Below are 22,867 nucleotides of genomic sequence, written 5' to 3'. Positions count from 1 at the left end.
CTGGCGGCGGCTTCAATTGGGCGTTCAGAGGGCCTGAGCAATGTCAATTCTACGATTGGGCACTTCGCAAATCCTGTCTCCTTACAACAGACCGTCTCAGCTCCCATGAATTCTGCGTCAATATCCCCCTTGGCCTCATCCCTTCCTGCTTGGACAACGGGTGCTCCTATCCCGACCCCAAGAGAGGGATACGGAGCTGCCGAAGTGAACGGCATATTCTACTACATCGCTGGCTATGGCCCCACAGGGGATAACACAGCAAATGAGGCCTACAACCCGGCAAACGACACTTGGACAACAAAGGCCTCTCTACCCTCGTCCCCCAGATCCGAAACAGTCGCAGTATCAGACGGCACGTTCATCTACCTTATTGGAGGCCGCCCTGTCAGCATCGTCGGCCACGACGTATGGCGATACAACCCGGCGAACAACACCTGGAAGAGCCTCTCATCAATGCCTACGGCAAGAGCGACTGAACACATGGCTGCCTACTACAACGGAAACATCTACGTTGTTGGCGGAAGGACAACAGACGCACCCACTAATGGAGGAAGTCTGAGAATACTGGAGATCTATCACGTGACGACCAATTCCTGGACCACGGGCACCTCGTTGCCCTCGGGCCTTGCTGACGCCCACACCGCATTGTTGAACGAGAAGATCTACGTATTCGGTGGATTCACAACAACGGGAACCGCGAGTACCACCACTTACATTTACGATATTACATCTGATTCATGGACGTCAGGTGCCTCTGCTCCAGCCGGGCTAGTCGACCCGGCAGCTGGAGTTTGTGGCCCCCAAATCTACGTCATTGGTGGAAGTACAGCCAATCTTGGCCTTCAGAACTCCAATTACGCCTACAACCCCACGACCGATACTTGGAATAACTCTCTAAGCATTCCAAGGGCGACCGCTGAAGTGCAAGCGATCTCGTACAGAGGAGAAATTTTCATCATAAGTGGTGGAATCTTCGGCAGCGGCGGAGGAAACCCTGCCAATCAGATCTTTCATTGTGCGGACAACATGCTCTACATATCCCCCAGCCGCCAGGCCGTTCAACCCTCCGGTTCAACAGTTACCTACAAGGTCAAAGTTGGGAATATCCAGCCGTTCAATTCATGGAACATAATGGTCAGATCAAACCAATCTGTCATCAATCCCCAAAGTGTTTCTATTGCTGGAAATCTCTTCCAGGCCAACTTTACCGCAACGGTAACCCAGCTAGCCAACTGCGTGAACGGTGCTGGAACAGGATGCACAAGCATGGATGGGCCCGGCATAATCCACTCAGCAGCGACAGTCTCATCTACGCCCAATGCTACGCTGAACGGCTTACTCTTCACTATCACCTACAAGGCCGTGGGCGGAACCTACAGCCCGATCGAAATCCTAAACGACAACCTCACAAGAGGAACATGCTGTACCGTTTCACACTTTTCCCTAAACGGAATCTACGGACGACCTCCACCCAACTTCCGCCTCAGCGCGACCCCTATCCAGTCGATTATAGGCCAACAGTCATCTGGAGTTGTATCAATCGCAGTAACTAGTCTTGAGAACTTCACGGGGAAAGTCAACCTTTCAGGAATCGTATCTCCTTCAGGCTTGACCCTTTCTTTCGCTCCGACAATCGTGTCTGTCCCAAGCAACAAGACATCCCTATCCCAACTTTCGATCTCAACTAGTGGAACCACGTCGCTTGGAAACTACACAATAACCGTAACCGCAACAGCCGGGTCCCTATCCCACAATGTCCGTCTGGCCATCTCCGTAGTACCCGACTTTTCCATAATCGCAATCCCTGACGCCTTCGTTATCCGTGAAGGGACAAGCGTCTCTTCAACAATCAATCTGATAAGCCAGGGATTCTCAGGTACCCTCTCACTGTCCGCAACTGTCGCCCCGACCACAACCAACGGGCCTGTAACGCAGCTAAACACAACATTCGTCTTTCTCTCACCAAGTACATCCCGAGGTGTCCAAATTCTGATTGGAGTGTTTACTAACACTGTTCCCGGCAACTATGCCATCACGGTCACCGCTGTAGGGATGCTTACTCACTCAACCCCGATTTCCATAGCAGTCCTCGCTCCGTCGCTAAGTCTGACACCATCTAGTGGGACGATAGGAACGTCAGTGACAGCTCAGGGTTCCAATTTCCCAATGTTCTTCTTCCAAACTCAAGCCAGTGTAACGGTTAGTTTCGATGACATGTTCCTTGGATCAACCATTATGACAAATGGATCCTTCACGTTCGTCCTTGATGTCCCGAATGCTCAGCCAGGGCCTCACTTCGTTAAGGCCCAAGACCTCAGCACGCTAGCACAAGTCAATACAACTTTCATCGTTCTTCCAACTCCAAATGCCTTGACCGTCAACGTTGAAGTTGGAACCATATACTTCCCGGGAGACACCACGGTAATCAGCATCCTATTGGCACAGGGCGGGACATTGGTAGGCCCCTCTGCCATTCAGCTGACGATTCAACTCATCAAGCCCGACGGTTCAACGATCATCCTCCCCGCGACATCAATCTCAGCCGGACTTTTCATAGCGAAATATCAAATCCCCAGTGCCGGCCCGATTGGCGTGTATGCGGTCAAGGCAACTGTTCATTCAACTGGGGGCGGGGACGGAACTGGGCTGGGCAGCTTCGAAGTCAAGCCCACATGGCTAAGCTCGCAGGGCAAGACAATTACGAGCGCGGTAGCTATCGTTGGGATAGTGGGATTTGCAGCGGTGGCTTGGCGCAAGGGATATCTCAGAAGGAAATCGCAAGACGACTGACCGCAACGACACGATCAATTTTCGAAGATTTATACTGCGAGATCGCTAAACTAGCGTCTGTTGGCTCTCAGGTTTGAAAGGAGAATTCTCTGTCCCCGAAGACCTCTACTATACCAAAGAACATGAATGGCTCCGTATAGAGGGAGACAAGTGCAGGATAGGAGTCACAGATTACGCTCAGAACTCTCTTCACGAAATAGTATACGTTGATCTTCCAAAGCCAGGAGCAAGAATAGAACTTATGCAAAGCCTTGGAACAGTCGAGTCAGTGAAAGCGGTTGCTGACGTCTACTCACCTATTTCAGGAACAGTACTTGAAGTCAACAATACTCTATCCGACGCTCCCGAGCTAGTCAACAAGAAACCATACGGAGATGGCTGGATCACCATTATCAAGCCAGAGGATCTCAAGAAGGAAATGCCTAGCCTGATGAAGGCCCACGACTACAAAGACCTCTTAAAGAAAATAACCGAAAAGAAATAAAACCTAGAAACGATTAGTTTTCGTCCCCTAGGAAGTTTATCTTCAACTACTCCCCATCTATCCAAGAACACATGGGACCCGCGTCACTTGAGCCCTTTGCACTACTCTCCTCACCACTGAAGGGACTACTCCTCGAAACGGGAATCTCTGTCCCCACGCCTCCCCAAGCTGAGGCTATACCTCTCATCGCCCGTGGAGAAAACGTCCTCATTATTGCTCCCACCGGCTCTGGCAAAACCGAGGCAGCCCTGCTCCCATTAATCGATAGGATGATTCGTCGCGAGAACCGCCAAGGTATCTCGCTAATCTACATAACCCCTCTCAGAGCTTTGAACCGAGACCTTCTCAAACGGCTTCAAGCATGGTCCGTGAAGTTGAAGTTCTCGGTGGAGGTCCGGCATGGAGACACCCCAACCAAAGACCGTAGACGAATGGCAAACAATCCTCCTGATCTTCTCATAACCACTCCAGAGACGCTTCAAGCCATATTGCCCGGCAGGCGGATGAGACAGCATCTTCGGCACGTCGAATCAGTAGTAATCGACGAGATTCACGAGCTCGCTGGCGACCGACGAGGGGCACAACTCACGGTTGGCCTTGAACGCCTCAGAGAGGTTAGGGTCGACGATTTTCAAAGAGTGGGACTCTCTGCAACCGTTGGCAACCCGGAAGAGATTGCGCAGTTTCTCGGCGGAAATCAGCCAGTCAAAATCGTGCAGATCCCGCTTAGTCGATCCACCCGATACAAAGTGGAGTATCCAGCTCCCGGAGAGGAAGATCGAGAGAAAGCCAGACATCTCTACACTACTCCAGAAGCAGCAGCACGTCTCACACTAGTCGATGATCTTGTGGAGGCTCATGATTCTACGCTTATCTTCGTCAACAGCCGTGTAAACGCCGAGCTCCTAGGTTCGAAGTTCAACATGATGGACCGAAAAATAATGGTCCATCACGGCTCTCTCCCAAAAGAAGAGAGAGTCCGAGCGGAAGAGGCGTTCAAGTCTGGAGAAATCAAAGCACTCGTCTGCACATCTACACTCGAGCTTGGAATAGACATCGGATCAGTTGACCTAGTCGTTCAGTACATGTCACCGAGACAAGTGAACAGTCTAGTTCAACGCGTCGGACGTTCAGGTCACACTCTAACTAGGACGTCTCACGGGGTTCTAGTCTCCGTTTCAACCGAGGACCTCCTAGAATCCATCGGAGTTATCGAGCTAGCGAAAGAAGGAAAGTTAGAACACACCAAGATCCACCGCGGAGCACTTGATGTGCTTGCACACCAGATCGCTGGGATGCTAATGGACTCTGAAGGAAGCCGCGAACTTTCGGAGTTGAAGAGCGTGATCAAACGAGCCTACCCATACCAGTCTCTCGAGGACGGTCCCATTGACCAGGTTGTCGAGTTCATGCGCAAGATGGGTTACCTGAAGAGAGAAGGCGCAACCCTCTACCGAACCTCGCGCACTCGGTTCTACTATTTCGAGAATCTTAGCATGATTCCAGACGAACGCCGTTACTTGGTTGTGGATCTCACCAGTCAGCAAAATGTTGGCATTCTGGGGGAAGAGTTCATGCTGACTACGGCCAGGATCGGGCTCAATTTCATCATCAAAGGCCGAGTTTGGCAGATCAAACAAATAACAGATGATGGAAAGGTGTACGTCCTTCCAATTGACGACCCTACGGCGGCAATCCCGGGATGGGACGGGCAAATACTACCTGTGCCACGCGCCCTCGCGACTAAGGTTGGCACCTACAGGGCTATGGCAGATCGACTCTTAGCGAAACATACTCCAAAATCCGAGTCCATCGAAGACTTATCACAGCTGTGGCCAGCCGATGTTTATGGATTGAGGCAACTCGTTGAGGAGATGGAGGCGCATCGTGCTACTGGTGCGCTTGTTCCGACAGAAAAGCGATTCTTGATTGAAGGATTCGATCGATACATTATTCTTCACGCACATCTCGGTGACGTTCTCAATTTCACCTTGGGCGAAGTGATCGAGGAACTCTTCCGTCGCCAAGGCCTTGTTAGAATGTGGTGGTCAGATGCCTATCGAATTCTCTTTGAGATGAACGCTGATACGACCGACCTCAACATGGAGAACCTCTTCAGAAAAGAGGTGTTCGGAGTCGAAGAGCCCGTACTGGGTGGAGCGTGCCACGGCGTGCTTCATCGTCACTTCCCGTGGCAGCTGCATATGAAGCACGTCGCCGAGAGATTCGGCGCACTAAACCGTGGCCGACTCATGTACGGGGACGCGATGAAAGAACTGATGTTGAGATACCGACTCACTCCAATTTATGATGAGACAATCAGAGAAGCACTGATGGAGCATTCTGATTTCGATGGGGTCAAGGAGATCTTCGAAGGGGTCAAGAGTGGTGCAATGGAGGTTCAATTTTTCCAGTCAAAGGACAAGCCCACGCCCCTGGCCTACCATATTCTGTACCGGCATGTCGACATTCCGGAGCTCATAGCACCGGAAAATGTTGCTGCTGACAATCTGGCGCGACTCCGGATATCTATCGAGGGACGTGTCGTAGACCTGCTTTGCTTCGACTGCGGAGTCCTGAACTCCGAGGTCATGATTGCTGACCTTCCTGAACATCCTCAGTGCACTGCCTGCGGGTCGAGACTCCTTTCACCCCTCTTCTGGTCCAGCGGCTATTCAGCCAGCATTCTCAAAAGGAAACGAAACAAAGAAGATCTTGACGAAAACGAGAAGAAGGCGTTAGCGAAGGCTAGAAGATCAGCGGACCTCGTGATTTCCTACGGAAGACGGGCGGTCGTTGCCCAATCTGTATATGGGATAGGCCCACAAACAGCAAGCAGAGTGCTCGCGATAATGCATGACAAAGACGAAGAATTCTACAAGGATCTTCTCAACGCGAAGCTTCAGTTCATTGCAACAAGGCCGTTCTGGAATAATTAACCAACCTTGCCCCTGAATTCTCTTAGCAACCCGGACCTGGATTCGTCTTCAACCAATTTTTCATGTGTAATAGTGAGGCTAAGCAAGCTCTGGCTTTCTTCAGCAATCTCGATGGTGTTAAGGCGGAGAGCATTTAGCAAAGGCATACTCATGTATACGACGTTGAAAGGCTAGGGAACTTGGCAATGCTTCCGCGTCTCATTACGCGCCCGGAGGTAGGAAGAAGATACGATGGAGTCATTTTTCTAAACTCGGATTCCAAGGGGTTAGCGTTCTCCGCCCCAGCGAGAGTTCCTCAACTCAAAAGTGGAGGAGGAGGTCACTTTCGAGGAAGGGAAATCTTTCTCCTTTGTTCTCTTGTTTTGATCTGTCTCGCGGTAGTACAGGTTGGACACGGTGATGGTTACGCTTTCAGCGGGAAATGGGGATTACTAGGCGGACCCATGGAACCCAACGGGATAGCAGTCGATCCGCTTGGCAACATTTACGTTGTAGATTTTCACAACTCTCAAGTGGAAAAAATTGCTGGTAATGGAACACTGTTGGCCTCTTGGGGTTCCAGGGGCTCAGGGCCGGGACAGTTCATGCAACCTCAAGGAATAGCGCTCGACCCTGCCGGCAACGTGTTCGTGAGCGACTCTGTGAACAACAACATTCAGAAGTTCACGAACACTGGCATCCTAATGACAGCATGGGGAAGCGGTGGCTCAAACCCGGGACAATTCATTACTCTGAACGGGATTGCGGTAAATGGCACCGGGTTCGTTTATGCCGCTGACAAGGGAAATGCTCGCGTGCAAATCTTTGGGAATTCTGGCGCATTTGTTTCTAGTTTCGGCAAACTCGGCTCAGAACCAGGAAATTTCACTTCTCCATATGGGGTTGCTGCCGGCCCCTCTGGATTCGTTTACGTTAGCGATGATATGAACAACAACGTTTCAAGGTTTAGCGCAACCGGCAATTTTGTAAATGGCTGGGATATCGTGTCTCCTGCCGGAGTTGCCGTTGACTCTGCAGGAAACGCGTACATCGCGGCCAGAGTGGACAACAAGGTAGAAAAATTCTCCTCTACCGGAACCCTATTGCTGACCTTTGGGTCTCATGGTAGCGGTAATGGTCAGTTCAACAACCCAGTAGGAATTGCCGTTGACTCATCGGGAAATATCTACGTAAGCGATTTCTTCAACTATCGCGTGCAGGAGTTTTCGCAAACTGGGACCTTCGTAAGTAGCGTTACCTTCGCCGGCCCTGGCAGGTTTGACGATCCATACTCCGTGGCCTTGGATGGGTTTGGGCATGTTTTTGTGGCAGATGCGCTTAACAATCGCGTGGAAAAGTTCGGCACGAATGGGGGATTCATTACAGCATGGGGCTCGAACGGAACTGGGCCCGGCCAGTTCCGTAATCCCACTGGTGTGGCAGTTGACATTCTAGGGAACGTATACGTTGTTGACTATCAAAACGACCGGATCCAAAAATTCAGTCCGACCGGCTCTTTCATTTTATCATGGGGAAGTCAGGGTAGTGCAAATGGAATGTTCGTGAAGCCGGTGAATGTGGCTATCGATGGATCCGGCAATGTCTACGTAACGGACAACGGCAATAACCGGATTCAGAAATTTAACAACACAGGTGGATTCCTCGCTAAGTGGGGAGCAACCGGGACCGGCACCGGAATGTTTCAGAACCCGTCCGGGATCGCGGTTGACTCATTGGGTAATGTGTTTGTTACGGACACAGGCAACAATCGTGTTGAGAAGTTTTCTAGCGCCGGTGCATTCATAACTTCTTGGGGAATGCTTGGACCAGGGAATGGGCAGTTTAAGAGCCCGGAAGGCATCGCTTCCGATCTCTCAGGGAATGTCTATGTCGCTGACTATTACAACAATCGCACTCAGAAATTCCTTGGCAATGGCACCTTTGTTGCGTCCTGGGGCACGAGTGGTAGCCTGAATGGGTTGTTCAACAACCCGGTTTCCTTGGCTATTGACACTGCAGGCAGTGTGTACGTCGCGGATAGCGGGAACAATCGCGTTCAAGTATTCGTCCCACTCTCGACCGGACCAGGCTTCCCCGGAGGAGGCTCGGGTCGAGTAATGCGTCTCTAGTGCGGGCAACTACCAACTGACTCATATTAGCATACAGCTCATCTAAGAATCATTTACGTTTTGACAAAAAAAAGGGTTGGAGGAGGCTTTAGCTCCTCTATTGGAATTCTTACGCGTTGGCTACTAGGTCTGGTATGAGGTTCGCTACGTTGGGTGTTCCCCAACCGGTGGCTGGGTCCCATCCCGTGGCGGCATTGAATCCTGCCGATGTGCCTGTCATTACATTGTTTCCTACTGTGATGTCATGGAAGTCTCTTGCGTACATTGTTGGGTTGTTTCCAATCTTGTAGATCGCCGGGTTTAGAGTGCCTAATGCACGTCCTGCTGCTTGGTTAGCTAAAGCTCCGATCGCTGCCCATTGTGGGGAGCCAGCGCTGGTTCCTCCCACGAAGAAGAAGGCATTGAATCCGAGGAAGCTGGTGAAGACGAGGACTCCACCGTTTATGGCGGCATTGTAAGCGACGTCCGCGGTGTTTCTAGACGTAAGAGCAGCTCCATTGTAGGTCAAGCCTGCTTGGAAGGATGGTACACCGAACAATAGGCTGGGTGCTCCTCCAGTAGTGGCTCCGGGGTTGAACACTGCTTCGTTCCAGACTTGTTCTCCGCCATAGCCAGCTGGTGTGCATTGCGGCATGCCGAAAGCGCGGCCCGAGTTGCACGGGCCCGTAACGGACGCTAGTCCAGCGCTACAGGTTGCTCCAGCGGCGCAGCTTGATACTGTTCCAGGGGCGATGTAGGGATTGCCCTCGGTTCCCGCGACCGCTATATTCAGCGGATTGGATGCTGGGAACAGAGCGTTGGCGAATGGTCCACCATTTGTTGCGCCAGCGTCGCCTGCAGAGGCGAAGACTGTGATGCCTGCGGCTTGAGCTGCAAGATAGTTGTTGTTTGCCTGCTTGACTTGGGCATTATTGTTGTGCACTAGAAATTCTGGGATTCCGAAGCTTTGTGACATTATGCTACCGGGGTAGAGACTGATCGCATTGGCTTCCGCAACATTGATTGCGTTGCCCGAGGATGTAGATGCAACAACCAGCACTATTTTCGCGCCGGGTGCCATGGCGTGGGCGTACTCGACGTCGAGGCTAGTTTCGAATGCCCATCCGGTTTCGTCATGGTGCGTATCAGTCGGATCGTAGACGGGGCATCCGCCAGAGGGACATAGGATCGTGAAGTCCGCCGCTGGTAGATTAAAGCGCTGGTCGAAGACTGTTAGATCATTCGTTATTGTCGGGCTTCCGAAAGCATCGACGATGAGTATTGTCTGGCCCGTTCCATCAAGGTTAGATGGAAAGTTATAGGCCGATCTGAGGTATGTTGGAGTGTAGCATATTAGAGTAAGTCCGCTGCTCGCTCTACAGAATGGCAGAGCGTCCGGAATAATAGTGTCCGGCGAGACCTGTATCCTGTAGTTTAGTGGGGAGTATTGGAAATTACCGGAACTTGGTGCGTTGGTGATTAGGGATGCGAAAGCTACGGGTGACATCAGCATTGAGATTGAGACTGCTATAGCCATAATACCGAGTATTTTCTTCATGATTTCGAGATAATGCTACTACACATTTAAGGGCTTTGGCTGTCCGTAGATATCTACGGACTACCCGTTTACGCTGTTTCTGTCATCTACAAGAGGAGTCTACACTTTTCGACTTGACTAACGTTGCGGAACGATTGTATGAAAGGCCCCTAATGCGGTTCGTTTGGCGTCCCAAACACAGAAACTGAACCCATTATGAGGCGGACTGAAACAACGGACGTGCTTGTAAGCGAGATCCTAATCTCAAATTCATATCGAACGGCGTTTTCCCGCTACGGAGGGAGACATGATGCGAATTCATAGTCTGGTTGTCGGAAGGCTACAGACCAATTGCTACATTCTTCAGTCAGAAAACGAGGGGGTCATAATTGACCCAGGAGATGAACCTGAACGAATCCTACAATTAATGAAAGATCTCGGACTCAAACCGCGAATGATAGTAGCCACACACGCACACTTTGACCATGTTCTCGGCGTCAACAAGATCAAAGAAGAGCTGCGTCTCCCTTTCACCATTCACAGAGGAGACGCTGAGATTCTAGAGTCGATGCAGGCACGGGTCCTGCAGTTCATGGGTTTCAGCGTCCCCCCGCCACCCAAAGTAGATCGATTTCTCAAGAACGGAGACTCCATGCCGATAGGCGGGGACGTGGTAAAATTGATTCACACTCCCGGACATTCTCCCGGAAGCATTAGCATAGTTGGTCAGGGCTTTGTCATGACCGGAGACGCGTTGTTCAACCGGTCTATAGGACGAACTGATCTTCCAGGCGGAGACCTCGACACCCTGGTCCATTCAATAACGGGGCGCCTGTTGACCCTGCCCGACGATACCATCGTTTATCCGGGGCACGGCCCGGAGACAAGCATAGGCGACGAAAAACTAGCCAATCCCTTTGTAGGAAGAATGTCCAGACGCGTTCCATAGGTTCTAGATACTTCAAAAGATCATTCCGAGGGCGATTAGGATTATCTACCGCAATAGCCCTCTAGATAGTAATGAAAAAATCCGAAGAAGAATGGAAGAAGCAGCTCGACACCGAGACCTACCAGGTTTTGAGAAAGAAGGCGACCGAACGGCCCTTTACCGGAAAATACCTCCACAATAATGAGAGGGGAATGTATGTCTGCGCGGGATGTGGAGCACCACTATTCTCATCCGATACAAAGTTTGAGTCTGGAACCGGGTGGCCCAGCTTCTGGGCCGCTGCATCAAAGGAGAACGTCGAAGAGAAATCCGACCGCAGCCTCTTCATGAATAGGGTTGAGATACTTTGCAAGCAGTGTGGCGGTCATCTGGGCCACGTTTTCGAGGACGGCCCCCAGCCGACAGGGTTGCGGTATTGCGTCAACTCGCTCTCTCTAAGCTTCAGGAAAACTGATGGGAAAAGCGCGTCTGCAGAGCCCAAACAATAGTCGACTGCTTTTTTTGGGCAACTGCGACTTTGCGAAACGATGAAGGTAGGATAAGCTACCGTTAGAGATATCAACGCGCCCTAGTTCGAAAGGCGTAGAGAGAGCACCATAGAGCGATCGGATGAGAAAACATGGCCGGACTAGACGTTGTAATCATAGCATCATTCCTTCTAGCTTTCAAAGCCTTCCTAATAGAAGGGAGTGAGGTCGCGATCCTCTCTCTTGCAACAATAAAGCAGATCGGTAGGCGGAACGTCTTCCTCGGGGTTATCCTTGGAGGCCTCGGATCCATCGTCACGTTTCTAGTCGTCTACCAAGCCTTTCTTGCGCTGAAGACAATCTCCGACGCTCTGATCAACCTGATACCTGGTGTCGTCATTCTCTACTTTTCCTATCGGTTTCTGCGAGGATTCGTCAAGTACTATTTCCGCGGCAAATCATTCAGGGCGAAGATGGAAAAATGGAGCGAGGAAGTTGTCGAAAAAGATCGTAGCCACAGCGGGGGCGTCACAACAGGAAAAGGACAGATACCATTCTCGATCAGAAACTCTCTACCAGTTTTCAGCATCACAATGACGGAGGGATTCGAAGCAAGTCTTATTCTCGCAGCGGCCGGAGCCTTCAACATCGAGTGGACCCTCATAGGCGCGCTAGCGAGCCTTATCCTCCTGATCGTAGTATGCGCGTTCTCCTACGACTACCTGATGCAGGTTCCAAGATGGGCGTTAGATCTCATCGCTGGCATCGTCCTCCTCTCCTTCGGCTCGTACTTCTTCGTCTCAGGGGTACTAATCGCAACGGGCGTAATCTCCTGACGATAGATCTTTGCGACCTTTCACTGAGCCCCTGAGCAAAGGCCGCTGAGTCTTGCTTTCAGCTAGCCGACTGAATTTTCTAGCTTCAATCCAAAGCCTGCCTAGAGACCTACGGCTCCTGTTTCTGTCCCTTTTCCTCTGGACCTTTGGACTAGGCCTTTACAACTACATCTGGCCGTTGTTCCTGCGAGATCTCCAAGCGTCCCCCAACGATGTGGGCATCGTATTCTCAATCGGGTTCCTCGCCCTTGCTCTCAGCATGATTCCCGGAGGAATACTCGCGAACAAGTACGAACTGAAAGCCATATTGATCATAGGCTGGGCAATGAGCATCCCAGAGCCACTAATCTACTATTTCGCGAGAACCTGGACTGACGTGATTCCCGGAATAATCTTACTTCAATTATCAGGGTTCAATATTCCAGCATTCAACGCTTACATCGCGGGATCCGCTGACAAAGCCAAGTCAGCCTCCAACTTTGGCATAACATGGGCGTCAGCTCCACTGGGAATCGTCTTTTCACCCTTGGTCGGGAGCCTGTTACTCAACTGGATCTCCATACGAGGCATCTTCATTCTCACGTTCGTTTTCTTCACAGTTTCGACGATAGTCCTCTTCCTGATGAAACCACAACCTCCGCTAGAAAGTGATGCTAGCTCCCGTTTGCTCGAATTCCCTAGGTCCCGTCGAGAGGGGTCTCTTCTTCTCTATCTAGCTGGAGCGGCTGTAGCCTGGAGCGTCACCGCGCCATTCATCCCTCTCTACTTCCAAGACACTCTCAGTCTAGGCCCGTCGATCATACTGCTTCTAGGCGCGCTTCAGTCCCTAGGAGCCGCCGTTTTCGCCGTTGTCCTCGGTAGGAGAGCGGATGCTAGAGGCAACGGCGGGACTATGGCTCTGGGGCTCCTTCTGTCATCAATAGGCCTCGTCGGGGTCCTTCTTACGAGAAACCTCTTGTTCGCGTTTCCATTGGTTTTCCTCATCGGAAGCGCAAGAGCACCAAGTCTTGTAGCCTACTCCATTCTTTCGATAATTCGGAAGGGAGCGTCAAGAGCTGGCCAGTTCGGGTTCTACCTGACCCTAGAGAGCCTGGGGTTTGTACTTGGATCTTACATAGGAGGTTCCCTCTATTCGCTAAAGCCTACAACGAACTTCTATGCAACCTCATCACTGTTCGTGGCGCTTGCTATTCTAGCCTGGTTGAGTCTCGGTCGCACCTCTGATTCCAAACAGCCAAAACGAATTGGGGATTCAGAAGTTATTGCGGTGTCGTAAGATTCAAAGACGCGGCCGCGGCTCTGCCATTCCATTCACTTTGGCTTTTGCCTTCTATCGCTTCTTTCCATAGACCGCGTAAACGATTCCTTGTGTTAGAGGAACAAGTTTAGTATCTGGAACGCCTTCCTCGATCATAAGAGTCGCGATCTGAGTTCCGCTTCGAGACTTCAGTATAGAGCGGCCAAGATAGGACAGGGTTCTCGCCCAAGCCTTTGAAACTATTCTTCCGAAGATGGGAAACAGTCCTAGAAGATAATCATAGTAGAATAAACGGAATATTCGGTTTGGCGGCCGGGCGAAGTCGAGAGAGATTACAACTCCACCCGGGCTGGTTGCTCTGGCCATCTCTCTAAATGTTAATCGTGCGTCTGATACATTTCTGAGCGCAAGACTGATCGACGCAGACCTGAAGGAATCGTCTCTGAAGGGCAGATTCTCTGCGCGGGCCAGTACCCAGTCGGTTCTTTCGGTCAGCCCTTTCCGTCTCAACCTTTCTTTTGCGGTCTGAAGCATGGTTAGGGTCAAGTCGACACCAACGACTAGGCCGTTGTTTGCGATAGAATTCGCAAAATCTGCTGCCAAAAGTCCTGTCCCTGTTGCCACATCCAGCACAACGCTGTCGGACTGAGGTTCAGCCTGTTCGACAACAAATGCGCGCCATCTTCTATCTTGGCCGAAACTGAGCAGTCCTAGTAATAGGTCGTATTCTAGTGGGACCTTAGAGAAGAGGCTTCGAACGTACCGGGCTTTGGAATCGTACACGGTCTACGCGACTGGAGGATGCGCTTTCCTACTCTCAGCTCGGGTCAAAGCGTAGCCGACAGCGCCAATTCCGAGAACTATTATGACGACGAGTATGACGGCGGGGACTAGAAGTAAGTTGTAGGTAGCGACGAGCCATGCAGCACCGAGGAAGGCGACCATACCGCCCCAAGCGAGGATCATCGACCGGGGAGGAGCATATCGGTCATCAGGTCCATGCACAACGAAGGCGACGAGAATGAGCCAGGCTCCGAACGCCAGGAAGATCAAAGGTATGCCCGTGGACAGGCTGAGACCGCCCGCGCCGACTATGGAGAGAAGCATGACCGTGCCGAATATTATGAGAAATACTCCACCATTCAGTGGGGCCCATGGAACCCTTAGCATCTTTGATCTTCGTTGGATCGGCCGTTGTTCCGGTTTATAGTTCTATTGTAATCATCGGGCGAGTCGGCCGCTCCTTGTCAGACGTGATCGTACGCTTTATTCTGCTGGAAGTTTCCTGAGTTCATGTCCTGTTCAATCTCTCTTAGCATAAGGATCCTCCTGTAGGTGGGCGGATGGGTCATGAACAGCTCGGCGGCTTTGCGCCAGTTCGATTTGGCCTCTTGTGCCATGGCCGCTTCTAGCTCTCGCTCGCTCAGGACTCCATCCTTGTCAAGATCATATTTCGATTTCTGGTCCATGATGCTTGCAACATCCTGCTTTGCTTGGGCGGGATCTTCGATGAAGAAAGCTCGGGCTCCGTGCGGTTCTCCGGGGGCGAGAGATAAACCGTAGGCAATCTTTGTGAGAGCGCTTTCCAGTTCTCTGGGCTGCTGGGTTAGAAAGGCCGAATACGCGTCTGCGTAGCTCTCTCTAAGACGGGTAAGACGGAGTGCCAGTAGGGTGGTAAGAATGTAGACTGCGTAGGCTACGACTGCGACGACAATCAAGACTCCGGCGCTATTGTTCTTGTTGCTGCGTCCGCTGTAGCCGCTGGCGATTCCACCCCAGAGGACAGAACGTGCGATGAGGTAAGCAACAAGGGGAATTGCGCTGATCATTGTTACAACGATAAAGTCACGGTGCTTGACATGACCGAGTTCGTGAGCTAAGACTCCTTCGATCTCGTTCTCGTCAAGTCGTTGAAGGAGACCTTGGTGGACGGCGAGTGTAGCGCCTTTGCTCGTGCGGCCGAAAACGAACGCGTTAGGGGTCGGGTCAGGCGAGATGGCTAGTCGTGGGATCGGGACGCCTGCTTTCGAGGCGAGCTGGCTTACCTTTGACTCAAGCCACCGATTCTCACCAGGACCAAGATAGTGCAAACGGCTTGTAGCACGAACGATCACGGGTCCTATCAGGTACTGTAGTAGTATGATGAAGAGAGCGCCTACTAGGCCAAGGACTAGTCCGGTGAACGGGTCAAGGAAGAATGAGGAGATTACCAGGATTAGCCCGAGAAATATGGCGAAGACTAGAATTATCGTGAAACTCATCGTGCGTTTGAGAGCGCCGAGTCCTGCCAAATTCTTCTTCCTTGGTCTAGAGAGCTTAATTCGGCCCTCATTAATTCTATCCTAGAACAATTGAAGAGAGAACAATGTCCGGGATCGTTTCAGAGATAAAATGCACAAACTGCGGTGCACCTCTCAGCATCAACCCCGGAGAGATCGTCTCGACCTGCCGCTACTGCGGCTACACAGCCGTTGTCGGCGCCGACGAACCGTTCCAGCTAGAACACAGTCTCATACTGAACAACAATAACTCTGCTAGCATAGAGAACGCTCTTCGAGACTGGATGCGGGAGGGATTCATGAAACCAGGCGATCTCGCAAAGAAGAGCAAGATCCTGACACTGGAGCTCAGATATCTTCCATTCTGGCTCGTGCCAGTGCAAGCGGCCAGCAGCTACGAAGGAGTGCTAGAGAGAATCTCGCCACCTTCCCCTAGAAAGGGCATGATCGATCGGGATTACGATTGGCTGGTGCTTGGCCGCAAGGGAGCGCAGTTTCCAACCCGAGACTATACAGTACCAGATACTGGGAAGACTCCTTTCGATTTCAAGAGAATAGATTCCGGGGCGAAGTTCCTCAACAGTGAGATGACTAGTGAAGAGGCGATTCAGCACGCTAAGGACGAGGTCGAAACGAACCAGAAGTTCTTGGCGAAACAGGAGGTTGACCAGATAATTTCCTTTACTACCAATTTCAAAGTCGACAAGCCGACCTATCTTCACGCTCCGATCTGGTTCAGCACCTACGAATACAAGGGCCGAAGCTACAACGCCCTCTTAGACGGGAGCTCAGGGGCAGTACTACGAGCGGACATTCCGCAAGCAGATTTCAAAATGATCTGAACCTGAGCGAGAAACCAAGCTCGAGATTGCTCCTGGGGACACAATCTCCGAAAGTGGAGAGCATGCATGAAAAAGCATCTCCGCCACAAGAAGGAGATGCGGAGAATCGTAGTATTATGTGTCACGAAAATGGTCTATTATCCATGATACGCGAATAAACTCCTCGCAAGCCCTCGTCAGCGCGTTGCCTCCGCCACTCCTGCGTCGTGAGACAAGATCGCTAAGACCCCCTATTATCCAGAAATCGTTTCCTGTCTGGCACTGACAATGGGCAAGACAAGCGATTCCGGGCACAATCCACGCTAAAATGGCGTTGGAAAAATCGCGACAAACCCGAACGAATCTCCGGACAATAGACCGAGGCTTCCCAGAAACGAGAACAGGGCTGAGAATGGGCGATTTGGGTCGTCTTCCCTGTCGGCCGAATCGAGGCATTGGTACGAGACCAGTTATTATCGAAAGAAGAGTTGAGGCTCGGTCGGGAAATCGAAACGTTGATCCCTGGCAAGGCTGTTAGGGTCGAGGCGTACTGTTCTACCGCTAATCTTGGAGCGGGCTTCGACGTATTCGGGCTAGCACTCGACAAGTTCGCGGACCGAGTACAAATACGGACGACAAGCGACAGAAATGTCAGAATCGAAGCCCGAGGACCGCACAGCAGAGAGCTGCCCAGAGCCCCAGACAAGAATTCGGCCGGTCCACCTGCTCAAACATTACTCGACAGGAGCGGAGCAGAAATGGGCGTTGAGATAACCATCGAGAAGAACATTCCACCCGGTCTGGGTCTTGGCAGCAGCGGCGCTACAGCCGCAGCTTGCGCCAAAGCAATGAACCATCTGCTGCAGCTAGACCTTTCCAACGACGAACTGGTTAGGATTGCCAGTCTCGGAGAAGCCGCAGCTTCAGGATCAGCTCACGCCGACAATGTCGGCGCATCACTTCTAGGAGGATTCGTAATCTCGTATGGGAATCCTCTCAGAACCGTCTCAGTGAAACCACCAACCAAACTCTCCATCGTAGTCGTCTCGCCGAAAACTCGGATCCCGAAGAACAAGACAGGCCTTGCAAGGAAACTTGTTCCCGAGAAGATCAAGGTCAAGGAGGCGATCCTCAACATTGGACGAGCATCAGCCATCGCCCTCGGATTCGCCAAAGGCGATATAGATCTGATCGGTAGCGGAATGGAAGACGCGATCGCAGAACCCCACAGAGAGAGACTCGTTCCAGGCTACAAGATGGTGAAGAAAGCCGCACTTACCGCGCGCGCAAGTGGAGTAGCGATCAGCGGCGCGGGGCCTAGCGTAGTGGCATTCGTCGACAAGACAAAGCAGGACCCAAGAAAAATCGGAAGAGTCATGGTGAAAGAATTCTCGAGGCACCATGTTGAATCCACGTTATTTGTAACAAGATCCGCTGGCAAAGCCCGCATCATCAGGAGCGATTAATCCGATTGTGGCGTTACAAGCTTCAATGCTCCGAATGTCAGAAAGACTCTCCCGCGAGTGAAACCGGCTTCCGATGCAAGAACTGTGGCGGGCTCTTAGAGGTGAAGTTCGACCTCGCAGGCAAGAGAAAACCATCTTGGGATACTCGACAACTCTCAGTTTGGAAATACAGAGAGCTTCTGCCGATCGAGAAAGAAGATTCCATCATTAGCCTAGCTGAAGGAGGAACAGGTCTTCATTGGTGTCAACGCCTCGGACGCAAGCTTGGGCTAAAGAAACTCTACATCAAGAATGAAGGAGAAAACCCGACTGGCTCCTTCAAAGACCGAGGAATGACAGTTGCAATATCGAAAGCGAAAGAGCTCGGGAAGAAGAAAGTTCTCTGCGCTTCTACTGGAAACACTGCGGCCTCTCTATCAGCTTACTCAGCACGAGCTGGGATGGAATGCATAGTGATCGTCCCGAAGGGAAAGGTCGCCGGGGGCAAGATGCTCCAGGTAACCATGCACGGAGCAAAGATCATTCAGGTAAACGGAGACTTTGATCAGGCCCTCCAAACAGCGTTAGAGCTAGCAAATCGGAAAAAAGAACTCTACCTGATGAACTCCATCAACCCCTATAGACTCGAAGGACAAAAAACACTCGCCTTCGAGATTTCTGACCAGCTTCTCTCGAAAACCCCGGACACGGTGATACTGCCAGTTGGAAACGGTGGCAACATCAGTGCGGCATGGAAGGGTTTCACCGAATTTCAACAATTATCGATCACCCGGACAAGGCCGAGAATGGTTGGAGTTCAAGCGGAAAAAGCGGCACCAATTGCGCATGCCGTGAAAAACCGGGAGAACAAGATCCGTCCAGTTCACAATCCACAAACAATCGCAACAGCAATCAGAATTGGATCCCCCGTAAACTGGCCAAAAGTCCTCAAGGCCATAAAGGAGTCGAAGGGAACAGCAGAAACCGTCACTGACCCCGAAATCCTCCATGCTCAACAGGAACTTGCAACTCTCGAGGGAATCTTCGTTGAGCCAGCCAGCGCCGCTTCCATCGCGGGACTAAAGAAACTTCGAGGGAGTGGAAAGATCGACCCGTCAGAGACTATCGTCTGCGTCACAACCGGCCACGGGCTGAAAGACCCATCAGTTCTAGAGCGACTGCCCAAGTCCCAGACAGGTTACACTTTCGACATTACTAACAAAACTAGCTTAGATGCCCTCGAGCGGATCGTTTGAGAATCATACTGGCCGGCTTCGGAACCGTCGGCCAAGCCCTCGCACAGATTCTCCACCAAGACGCAGACCGACTTCTGCAAGCATACGGCTTCCGACCCAAACTCACCACCATAGTAGATAGCCAAGGATCCTGCTCCGACAAATCCGGACTCAACATTCCGCTAGCCCTGAAAACCAAGAAGAAGTACGGAACAGTAGCCAAGTATCCAGGAACAGGCAGTCGCAACAGTAACAGCGCTCGCCTCATTTCTAACAGTGAGGCAGAAATTGTCGTAGAAACAACGCCTACCAACTTCAAAGACGCTGAACCAGGACTGTCCAACATCAAAACCGCGCTCGCCAACGGAAAACACGTAGTCACCGCGAACAAGGGTCCCCTCGCCCTAGCCATGCCGGCGCTTCTCGAACTCGCGAACCATCGCAAGCGACAACTCCGATTCAGTGGAACAGTAGGCGGAGGAACCCCATTCCTCGACTTCGCTGCAAAGTGCATGCCCGGAGAAAGAATCATCCGAATCAGAGGAATCCTCAACGGAACAACAAACTACATCCTAACTAGAATGGAAAACTCCTCCCTGACATTCGAAAAAGCATTAGCAGAAGCACAGAAAAAAGGCTACGCCGAAAAAGACCCCACAAACGATATCGAAGGACTCGACACTGCCGCGAAGATCGTCATAATCGCAGACTGGATTCTGAAAAAGCGCTACAACTTGCGGAACCTAGAGATCACAGGCATAACCAAGGTCACACTGCAGAAACTCAACCAAGCAAGAGCATCAGGTGCGAAAATCAAACTTATTGGCAGAATTGAAGAATCATCAGCCTCAGTAGGTCCCGAAGAGGTTCGCGCAGACGACCCCACATGCGTTCCGAACACTCTGAACGCGCTCACATTTTCAACAGAACACGCCGGTGACATAACCCTCATCGGGCCTGGCGCTGGAGGCGAAAGAACGGCTAGCGCAATAGTTCGAGACATCGTCAGCATACGCCAAGGGTACGCAGCATAAAGGGGACAATATTGAAGCTCGTGATGAAGTTCGGCGGCACATCCATAGGCAGCAGCCTCAGAATCAAGAATGCAGCAAGGATAGTCCAACGCTACTCTGAGGGAAACAAGGTTGTCGTTGTCGCCTCCGCGATCGGAGAGACAACAGATCAACTCATCAAGATCTCAGACCTCGCCAAGAAAGGAGACCTGCGGCGGGCGAGAAAACTCCTCTCGAAGATTGAGGTATCTCATCTCAAGATCGCACGGATGGTTGCGAGTAGAGGAGAGACCCGAGAACTTGTATCGAGATTAGAACAGCTCAACTTGGAACTTGAGCGAACAGTAGAGGGAATAGCGCACCTCAGAGAGCTAACATCCCGGAGCCGCGACTATCTCCTGTCCTTTGGCGAAAGACTATCAACTCCAATTCTCGCAGCGACATTGTCAACAGCCGGCCTAAAGACCAAGGCATTGACGGGTGCCGAAGCAGGAATTACCACAGATGACAATTTTGGTGAGGCAAGACCCCTCATGGAGACCAGCTACCTCCAAGTCCACCAACGTCTGGACTCGTTGTGGAGTCGCAAAGTAATCCCGGTTGTAACAGGGTTCATCGCAGCCACAGTTGACGGAAGCATCACGACCCTCGGACGAGGAGGATCCGACTACACTGCAACAATGCTGGCGGCTGCGCTTGGAGCTGACGAGATATGGATATGGACCGACGTGGACGGGTTGATGACAGCGGATCCTAGAATCGTCAAGGACGCCGCTCTTCTCCCCAACATCTCGTTCGGAGAGGCGTTAGAATTGTCGTATTTCGGAGCTAAGATGATGCACCCTCGAGCATTACAGCCTGCGGGAGAGAAGAAAATCCCAGTTCGGATCAAGAACTCGTCCAAGCCAAGCAGGAACGGGACTCTCGTCTCAGCAAATGAGCCTCACAATGGAGGCAAAGTCGTCAAGGCGGTTTCGATCATCAGGGACGTCGGCATCGTGACAGTGAGTGGCAGCGGAATGATGGGTGCCCCCGGAGTAGCTGCAAAAGTCTTCCAGACCCTCGGTTCAAACAACATCAACGTGATGATGATATCTCAAGGCTCCTCAGAGGCGACCATATCATGCGTTGTCGCGAATAGGGAGGTTGACCGCGCAGTCAGGGCTCTTCAATTGGCGTTGATGGGGCAAGGGTACGTGGAAAGAATAGCTGAAGAGAAAGACGCCTGTATCATTGCTGTCGTTGGATCGGGAATGAAGGGAACGCCGGGAGTCGCAGCCAGGATATTTACAGCGGTCGCAAAACGAAAAGTAAATGTCCGCATGGTCGCTCAAGGCTCCTCAGAGTACAACGTATCGTTTGTAGTATCGCGCAGGGACGGCCCAGAAGCAGTGAAGGCCCTTCACGACGAATTCAAACTTGGTTGAGTCTCCCATGCTTTATCATCGCATGATCGTGACGACATCTTTGTCAGCGGGAACATGGTCGAGACTCACCCTTTGACCAGTGAATTTTACGCTTGATCCTGAAACGAAAGCGTACTTGGCTCCCTCGACAAATCGTGGACTGATCTTTTTGCAGACATCTCGCAAGGTCGAGCCAGCAGGAAGAATAAGAGGTTTCTCGAAGTCCGCGTCACCATCAGGACGTTTCAGATAGATTCGTATGAAATTGAGAGTCTCCCAGATTCTCTCAGCGAGAAGATCCATGTTCAATCCCTTCTCGGCCGAAATGGGGACGAAATCGCATCCAATCTGTTTCTTCGCGGCCGCAAGGTATTGCTCATTCACAAGATCAACCTTGTTCAAAACCACCAAAGATGGAACGTATCTTCGGTTTCCGGTCAATACATCAATCAGTTGCTCGTCCGTGACATCCTCTCGCACCAAAATTCCCCCATTACTAATCCCGTAAGCCTCCACTATTCCCTTGACAGTTGCCGGGGTCAGCTTCGTCAGCTTGACGCTTGTAGTGAGAGCTAGCCCTCCCTTACTGCCCCTGTTGATGACTACATCGGGAGGCTTCTGGTCGATCCGAATGCCCATGCCGTGAAGCTCATTCTTCAACAATTGTATCTGTCCCGGCTGAAACACGTCTAAGACCAATAGGACAAGGTCTGCATTTCGTGCAACCGAAAGAACTCTCCTCCCTCTACCTCGTCCCGAAGACGCGCCGCTGATGATTCCTGGAAGGTCGAGGATCTGGATATCCGCCCCGTTGAGGCGTAGAATCCCAGGGACAACGGTGAGAGTTGTGAAAGCATATGCCGCAACTTTGGACTTCGCATTTGTCAACCGATTCAGAATGGTCGACTTGCCGACACTGGGCAATCCAATGAGAACGACTGTCGCATCGCCTCCTTTGCGAATCTCGAAGGCTGGGCCTCCACCCTTGGAGGTGGAGCTTTCCAGCTCCTCGTGCAACCGGGCAAGTTTGGCTTTGAGAAGGCCAATGTGATGTTCAGTTTTTTTGTTGATCTGGGTCTTCTTCATCTCCTCCTCAATCTGCTTAATCTTCTCAGGAAGACCCATCGTTGATCCGTCTCAGAACACGTGAACAAGCTGTAGCCCTTGTAAACCTCACGTTATTCATCGTCCGAATACGAAAGAAAGAACAGCCCCTGGGTGTCGGACAAAAGCGGCTTTTTCAGTTGCCTCTAGCATACTAGGAGTGGAAGGTGCGGATCCCTGGCGGAAGGCTGGCTTGACGAGCGAGACAAGGCAATCC

18 protein-coding genes are annotated in these 22,867 nt (G+C 51.6%); 13 read left to right on the top strand and 5 right to left on the bottom strand.

Annotated elements, in window-relative coordinates; translation table 11 throughout:
* Positions 1-129 precede the first annotated feature (129 nt).
* The 4 genes from VGS11_09160 (at position 130) to VGS11_09145 (ending at position 8,321) form a co-directional block, all read left to right on the top strand.
* On the top strand, positions 130-2,790 hold the full coding sequence (locus VGS11_09160; GenBank protein ID HEV2120254.1) for a kelch repeat-containing protein: 2,661 nt from the start codon (positions 130-132) through the stop codon (positions 2,788-2,790).
* Between the two features lie 73 nt (positions 2,791-2,863).
* A complete protein-coding gene (gene gcvH, locus VGS11_09155; protein ID HEV2120253.1) occupies positions 2,864-3,274 on the top strand; it encodes a glycine cleavage system protein GcvH in 411 nt (136 codons plus the stop codon).
* Between the two features lie 71 nt (positions 3,275-3,345).
* Positions 3,346-6,213, top strand: coding sequence for a DEAD/DEAH box helicase (locus VGS11_09150; protein ID HEV2120252.1), 2,868 nt, complete (start codon positions 3,346-3,348; stop codon positions 6,211-6,213).
* 185 nt (positions 6,214-6,398) lie between these two features.
* On the top strand, positions 6,399-8,321 hold the full coding sequence (locus VGS11_09145) for an SBBP repeat-containing protein (GenBank protein ID HEV2120251.1): 1,923 nt from the start codon (positions 6,399-6,401) through the stop codon (positions 8,319-8,321).
* 109 nt (positions 8,322-8,430) lie between these two features.
* Here VGS11_09145 and VGS11_09140 read toward each other — a convergent pair whose 3' ends face one another.
* Complete coding sequence (locus VGS11_09140; protein ID HEV2120250.1) at positions 8,431-9,858, bottom strand: S53 family peptidase; 1,428 nt, start codon at positions 9,856-9,858, stop codon at positions 8,431-8,433.
* Between the two features lie 289 nt (positions 9,859-10,147).
* Between VGS11_09140 and VGS11_09135 the strand changes: the two genes are divergently transcribed.
* From VGS11_09135 to VGS11_09120, 4 genes are all read left to right on the top strand, one after another.
* Positions 10,148-10,786, top strand: a complete 639-nt coding sequence (locus VGS11_09135; GenBank protein HEV2120249.1) for an MBL fold metallo-hydrolase — start codon at positions 10,148-10,150, stop codon at positions 10,784-10,786.
* Positions 10,787-10,857: 71 nt separating this feature from the next.
* On the top strand, positions 10,858-11,274 hold the full coding sequence (gene msrB, locus VGS11_09130; GenBank protein ID HEV2120248.1) for a peptide-methionine (R)-S-oxide reductase MsrB: 417 nt from the start codon (positions 10,858-10,860) through the stop codon (positions 11,272-11,274).
* A 131-nt stretch (positions 11,275-11,405) separates the two neighbouring features.
* Positions 11,406-12,089 (top strand): hypothetical protein, encoded by a 684-nt coding sequence (locus tag VGS11_09125; protein ID HEV2120247.1) that lies wholly within the window; start codon positions 11,406-11,408, stop codon positions 12,087-12,089.
* A 52-nt stretch (positions 12,090-12,141) separates the two neighbouring features.
* A complete protein-coding gene (locus VGS11_09120; GenBank protein HEV2120246.1) occupies positions 12,142-13,365 on the top strand; it encodes an MFS transporter in 1,224 nt (407 codons plus the stop codon).
* A gap of 54 nt (positions 13,366-13,419) precedes the next feature.
* Here the strand turns inward: VGS11_09120 and VGS11_09115 are convergent, their stop codons facing one another.
* From VGS11_09115 to VGS11_09105, 3 genes are all read right to left on the bottom strand, one after another.
* Entirely contained in the window at positions 13,420-14,130 is a 711-nt protein-coding gene (locus VGS11_09115; protein ID HEV2120245.1) for a ubiquinone/menaquinone biosynthesis methyltransferase, read from the bottom strand.
* Between the two features lie 3 nt (positions 14,131-14,133).
* Complete coding sequence (locus VGS11_09110) at positions 14,134-14,517, bottom strand: hypothetical protein (protein ID HEV2120244.1); 384 nt, start codon at positions 14,515-14,517, stop codon at positions 14,134-14,136.
* 77 nt (positions 14,518-14,594) lie between these two features.
* Positions 14,595-15,638 (bottom strand): M48 family metalloprotease, encoded by a 1,044-nt coding sequence (locus VGS11_09105; protein HEV2120243.1) that lies wholly within the window; start codon positions 15,636-15,638, stop codon positions 14,595-14,597.
* 74 nt (positions 15,639-15,712) lie between these two features.
* Between VGS11_09105 and VGS11_09100 the strand changes: the two genes are divergently transcribed.
* The 5 genes from VGS11_09100 to VGS11_09080 all read left to right on the top strand — a co-directional run bounded on the left by VGS11_09100 (position 15,713) and on the right by VGS11_09080 (position 21,567).
* Positions 15,713-16,468 (top strand): hypothetical protein, encoded by a 756-nt coding sequence (locus VGS11_09100; protein ID HEV2120242.1) that lies wholly within the window; start codon positions 15,713-15,715, stop codon positions 16,466-16,468.
* Positions 16,469-16,902: 434 nt separating this feature from the next.
* The gene (locus VGS11_09095; GenBank protein HEV2120241.1) at positions 16,903-17,913 is read left to right on the top strand and encodes a homoserine kinase; all 1,011 of its coding nucleotides are present in this window, start codon (positions 16,903-16,905) and stop codon (positions 17,911-17,913) included.
* A gap of 5 nt (positions 17,914-17,918) precedes the next feature.
* Positions 17,919-19,148 (top strand): threonine synthase, encoded by a 1,230-nt coding sequence (thrC, locus tag VGS11_09090; GenBank protein ID HEV2120240.1) that lies wholly within the window; start codon positions 17,919-17,921, stop codon positions 19,146-19,148.
* The gene (locus VGS11_09085) at positions 19,145-20,161 is read left to right on the top strand and encodes a homoserine dehydrogenase (protein ID HEV2120239.1); all 1,017 of its coding nucleotides are present in this window, start codon (positions 19,145-19,147) and stop codon (positions 20,159-20,161) included. The genes thrC and VGS11_09085 overlap by 4 nt, the downstream gene beginning before the upstream one ends.
* A gap of 20 nt (positions 20,162-20,181) precedes the next feature.
* Positions 20,182-21,567 carry an aspartate kinase gene (locus VGS11_09080; GenBank protein ID HEV2120238.1) on the top strand — a complete coding sequence of 462 codons (1,386 nt, stop codon included), beginning with the start codon at positions 20,182-20,184 and terminating at the stop codon, positions 21,565-21,567.
* A gap of 15 nt (positions 21,568-21,582) precedes the next feature.
* On the opposite strand, the gene VGS11_09075 is transcribed toward VGS11_09080, so the two are convergent.
* On the bottom strand, positions 21,583-22,671 hold the full coding sequence (locus VGS11_09075; GenBank protein ID HEV2120237.1) for a GTP-binding protein: 1,089 nt from the start codon (positions 22,669-22,671) through the stop codon (positions 21,583-21,585).
* Positions 22,672-22,867: the final 196 nt, after the last annotated feature.

Source organism: Candidatus Bathyarchaeia archaeon, from assembly GCA_035935655.1.
Classification (GTDB): Archaea; Thermoproteota; Bathyarchaeia; order 40CM-2-53-6; family 40CM-2-53-6; genus 40CM-2-53-6.
Note: the sequence above shows the minus strand (reverse complement) of the source record. Positions and strands in the feature narration are given on the sequence as shown.